General features: G+C 65.1%; 2 protein-coding genes. Both read left to right on the top strand.

Annotation, left to right across the window (positions count from 1 at the left end; all coding sequences use genetic code 11):
• Positions 1 to 226 precede the first annotated feature (226 nt).
• Positions 227 to 3,214, top strand: coding sequence for a DEAD/DEAH box helicase (locus KGA66_RS28125; RefSeq protein ID WP_211472478.1), 2,988 nt, complete (start codon positions 227 to 229; stop codon positions 3,212 to 3,214).
• 92 nt (positions 3,215 to 3,306) lie between these two features.
• Positions 3,307 to 4,395, top strand: a complete 1,089-nt coding sequence (locus KGA66_RS28120; RefSeq protein ID WP_211472476.1) for a hypothetical protein — start codon at positions 3,307 to 3,309, stop codon at positions 4,393 to 4,395.
• The last annotated feature ends 293 nt before the right edge of the window (positions 4,396 to 4,688 follow it).

Genomic DNA, 4,688 nt, shown 5'->3' with positions numbered 1-4,688 from the left:
GCTACCGGCACCCGGCTGACCAGCCGAAACCCGCCCCGACGAGCACGGAAAGGACACCGAGCCCTACCCGGCCCCGTGGAAACCGGCGCAGCCCGCAGCGACACGCGACGGCCCGTCCCACCACCCGGAGGGACATACCGGGCAGACCACGGGGTGAATCAGGAAACAGCTACACCTGACGGATCGAGGCTGACCTTGATCGGAAGCAGATTGAATTACACGGAAGATGGGAGAGCCTGTGCCGCGCCGGATTTTCGAGCTGGGTTCCGAGGTCAGCTTGGCCTGGTCGATGAACTTCCCGATGAAATTGCTACAACAGCAAGATCGTTATCCTTTTCTGCCTGGCCAGGAAGGCATCGAATACGATTTGTGGAACGTCGGCTCGCGCAGCGGATTTCCAGCGCGAGTGATGCCGGGAAAACCGGGGCGCAGCGATTACCTTCGAATCTATGTCGACGGCCGTTATGCTCTCACCCTCAATGAGACTCGGAACCAGCGCGGTTACTCGATCGATTCGATCCACCCGCTGAGCTTGACAGACCACGATCAGATCGTGCGCAGCAGCCTGGTACTCAGGGCCGGGCGATGGGCCGTGTACCCCCACTCGGGCGACCTGCCGTATGAGCAGCGCTCGTGGTGGGGCGCTATCACGAGCGCCTGGAATGCCGCTGCGGATCAGAGTGAGGCGGTGGCGCTGGCTCTCCCCGAACATCACGCTCAGTACCTGGACCGTCTGGAGATGCTGGTCGAGCAGGGACGCAGGCTCGAACTATCAGGGAAGAACGCTTCGCGCTTGTGCTCCTACCGGCGTTTGGACGCTACAGCGGCTCGTCGTCGCTCGGCTAGTTCCGTCTACAGTTTCCAGCTCTTCGGGCTGGTTCGGCTCACCGTGGGTGCGCGTGTCCATATCGACGGAGAACCGGACTTGCGTGGCGAGGTCGAGGACCTCCACGACGGCCTGGCGCGGGTGAGGTTCGAGCGTCCTGTCGACTATGCGCGCATTCCCAAGGTCGGATCATTCGTCGCATCGCCCAACACCATCAGCTACGACAAGCAGGCTCAGGCACTCGAGATCCTTCGGGAAGGGCACTCGTACAATCCCCACCTGCTCGACGTTCTGGTCGATCATGCCTTCCAGCCCTTCCAGCCAGCCGCTGCGGCAACCCCCAAAGAAAGACTTGACCCCTCCCAGCTCTCCGCCTTCCACAAGGCGCTTGACGTGCCGGATCTGGCGCTGGTCCTGGGACCGCCCGGCACCGGCAAAACGCGCACGATCAGACAGATCGCCTACGCGTGCGCAGCGACCCGCCGCAAGGTCCTGATCGCCGCGTACACCAACCAAGCCGTGGACAATGTTCTGAAGGAACTGGGTCCGGAGCTGACCATCGTGCGCGTCGGCAGCGGCGTCACACCGGACTGCGAAAGACTGACGCTGGAGGCTCAAGCCCGAGCTCTTCAACAGCGCATCCTCGAGCGCACCGAACCACTCCTGCACCGGCTCGCCTCGAGCAACCCCGATGGCGGCGAAGCTACCCTGCGCATCCGCGACCTGACGGCGGAACTTGAACGTCTCACGGACCTGGAAGCGCAGACACACCACGCCGCCGACGAGGCTGCTGCACGCGATGCTCTGGTCACCGCGGGACAGCGTCTTCGACTCGACGCGTTGGGGACCGCAGTCGTACAACACCAGGCAGCACTCACTCAGCAGGAACAGGAGACAGCCCGCCTCGGTGCCGTGGCTGCACGCGCCGACAGACGTGCGGCGGTCCGGCTCATCGGCGTACTGTTCCGAAAGCGCGCGGCCGGCGCACGGGACCGGTTCGAGATAATGGCCGGCGAGCTGGCGCGCACTCGCCAGACGCTCGCGACGATCGAGCGCGACCGGACGACGGCGCAGCGAGACTTAGCCGAGGCGCGCGAGCACGACGCCGTACTCGGCGAACTCGTCCGCCGCCACGAACAGATCGATGCTCGACGTCGCAAGGCCGCCGAACACGCGGCGGACGTGGCGCAGCCGCTGCGCACACTACTGAGCGTCTTGCTCGGGCAGTCGCCCAACAGCGCTGAGACGAAACTACTTCCCGATGTGGCGGCCGAGCATTCCGCGCTGGCCGCTTTCCTCACTGCGGCCGAACGGGCCACGGCCCTGGCGCACCGCCGATTCCAGCTGCTGACGAAATGGCGCGAGAAACTCGAACGCAGAACCGAGCAGCTCTACCCAGAGCTGATCCGCTACGCAGATGTCGTCGGGGCGACCTGCATCGCTGCGGCTACAGCAGACTACGTCAAGGACGTCGGATTCGACCTGGCGGTGATCGATGAAGCCGGCCAGATCAGCACCCCGGACCTGCTTGTTCCGTTGGTGCGCGCGCGTCGAGCGGTTCTGGTCGGAGACCACCTCCAACTGCCGCCGTACCACGAACCCCAGATGAAAGAGTGGGCAGGGCGGCAACGCCCTTATGGCGCCGCGATGGAAGACCTCGTGACCAAGAGCGCCTTCGAGCTGCTCTTTCCTGCGGTTCCCGCGCAGAACCGCGAGGTGCTGCGCTACCAGCGGCGCATGCCCGAGGTGCTGGCGCGTTTCATCTCCGCCCACTTCTACAACGGCTTCCTGGAAACCGCGGATGTGGATCGTCCCTGGCGCGACGAGTTGTTCGCCGCCCCGATCGTGCTCGTCGACACCTCCGGCCTCGCCACATCCAAGCGGCGCGAACGAAGGCCGCGACCAGACGAACCGTGGAAACCCGACAGCCGGGTCAACGAGGCAGAAGCCGAGATCATCGCGGACCTGGCTTCCCACTACCACCGGCGCGTCGGCGACTGGGCGGTGATCGTGCCGTTCTCCGCCCAAGTCGGCATGGTGACCGACATGCTCGCACACCGCCTCGGCAACGAGACTGCCGTTGCGGCCCGGGTGGCTTCCGTCGACTCCTTCCAGGGCGGCGAACACGACACCGTGATCTTCGGTTTCACCCGCAGCAACACGAGAGGCGACATCGGCTTCCTCGATGACCTGCGCAGATCCAACGTGGCGTTCTCCCGGGCCCGCCACCGGCTGATCGTCGTGGGAGACACCAGCACGCTGGCCAACGCGAGCGATCCCGCCTTCCGATCCTTCGCGCAGGCGTTCCTCGAACACGTGCGGGCTTTCGGCGACTTACAGCCCAGCCCGCAGACCGTTCTACGGCTGGCCGGGGAAGCGGGCCGATGAGAACCGCGGACAGCAGGTTGCTCTACCCCCGGGAGCGAGCGTTGGAACACGCCGCAAGTCTGCCGGGAGTACGGCCGACACGCTTGCACCAGATGGGTTTGCCGCTCTACGTGGTCGAATTGTCGGCGATGGTCCGGGCCCGTGAGCCGTTCGACCTGCTCGACCGCTACGTGGGCTTGGCCATCGTCGACGCCGAATGCCGTTCGACGGCCGACATCGCCGCCTTTCTCGGCCTCACCGAGGCGATGGTGGACAGGACACTGCGATTCCTCGCGGAGATCGGCCACCTCCAGGGCGAAGGCGGCACGCTGAGCCTCACGGAACTCGGCCTGTCCGCCGCTCGCGACGATCAGCGATACACCCCGAAAGAGGACCGGCTCAAGCTGTACTTCGATGGCGTACGCTGTGCACCGCTCCCGAGCGCCTACTACAGCAACGGCGTACGAGTGCTCACCAGAAGCGAAGCGCTCGCGCAGCGCGAGTTCGCCCTCCTAGACCATCTGACCGCCTTCCGCACCAACACCGTCGCTGAGCTGGCCGCGCGCGCAGACCGTGGCGACTTCAACCTCCCCGACGAGCACGAGGACCTCAAGACGCTTGAAATCGCAGAGGCATTCCTGCCCTGCTACGTGATACGCGCCCAAACCCCCACCGGACCGCGCCTGCTGGTCTATTGCGGCGCGGCCGAGAACGACGACTCTCACCTGGAGTCGATCATCTCCAGTTGGCCGGCGCTCGACCATGTCCTTGGGCATAGCGACATAGGCGACCCACGTGAACAATTCGGCGACTGGCTGCGCAAACGCAATCTCAGCCCACGAAACCTGACCTGGATCGACCACCAAGTCCCGCGCCTGACCCTGAACGCCAACCACTACCCCAGGGACGAGGCCCCTTCCCGAGAGAACGGCACCTTCCCGCTCCACCAACTCGGCTCCTACAGCGTGCTGCCCCGCGGCCACGTCCTGCAACTGTGGTGCAACGACCCCAAAACCCGTCGACAAGCCGCCCTGGAGCGCGCGCTCACCTACGCAACCTCCGCCCGCCGCCGCACTGCCGACGACGTAACCGAGTTGCTCGGCACCGTCTCACAGCAGCTGGAACTCAGACCCGCTCTCACCATCGACGACCTTCGCACCTACGCTCGGCGCACCGGCCAGGGCGACCTCCACTTGCGGTGACCAGCCCCAAGCGTCCGGCAACGCCCCCTCACGGAAAGCGATGCACAGAATTGAACAGCATGGACCGGCACGTGGCCGCGGACGAAACACGGCCGCCTTCCGCGAACGGCCGACCAGCGGCCCAATGGCCGCCGCTCGCTAATAGCACCCCGGGCTGGCCCTGAGTTGGGTCTGTCTCGATAACGGTGCGGAAGCGAAACATCCGGTCACGAAGGGATGATTCGTATGACTAACACCGCTATTGACACCAACCAGGCGACGGTCGCAGGATCCGACGGTGTGAGCCTTGACTT

This window comes from Actinocrinis puniceicyclus (assembly GCF_018283645.1).
Taxonomy (GTDB): domain Bacteria; phylum Actinomycetota; class Actinomycetes; order Streptomycetales; family Catenulisporaceae; genus Actinocrinis; species Actinocrinis puniceicyclus.
The sequence above is the reverse complement of the archived record's forward strand: the minus strand, read 5'-3'. Positions and strand labels throughout refer to the sequence as shown.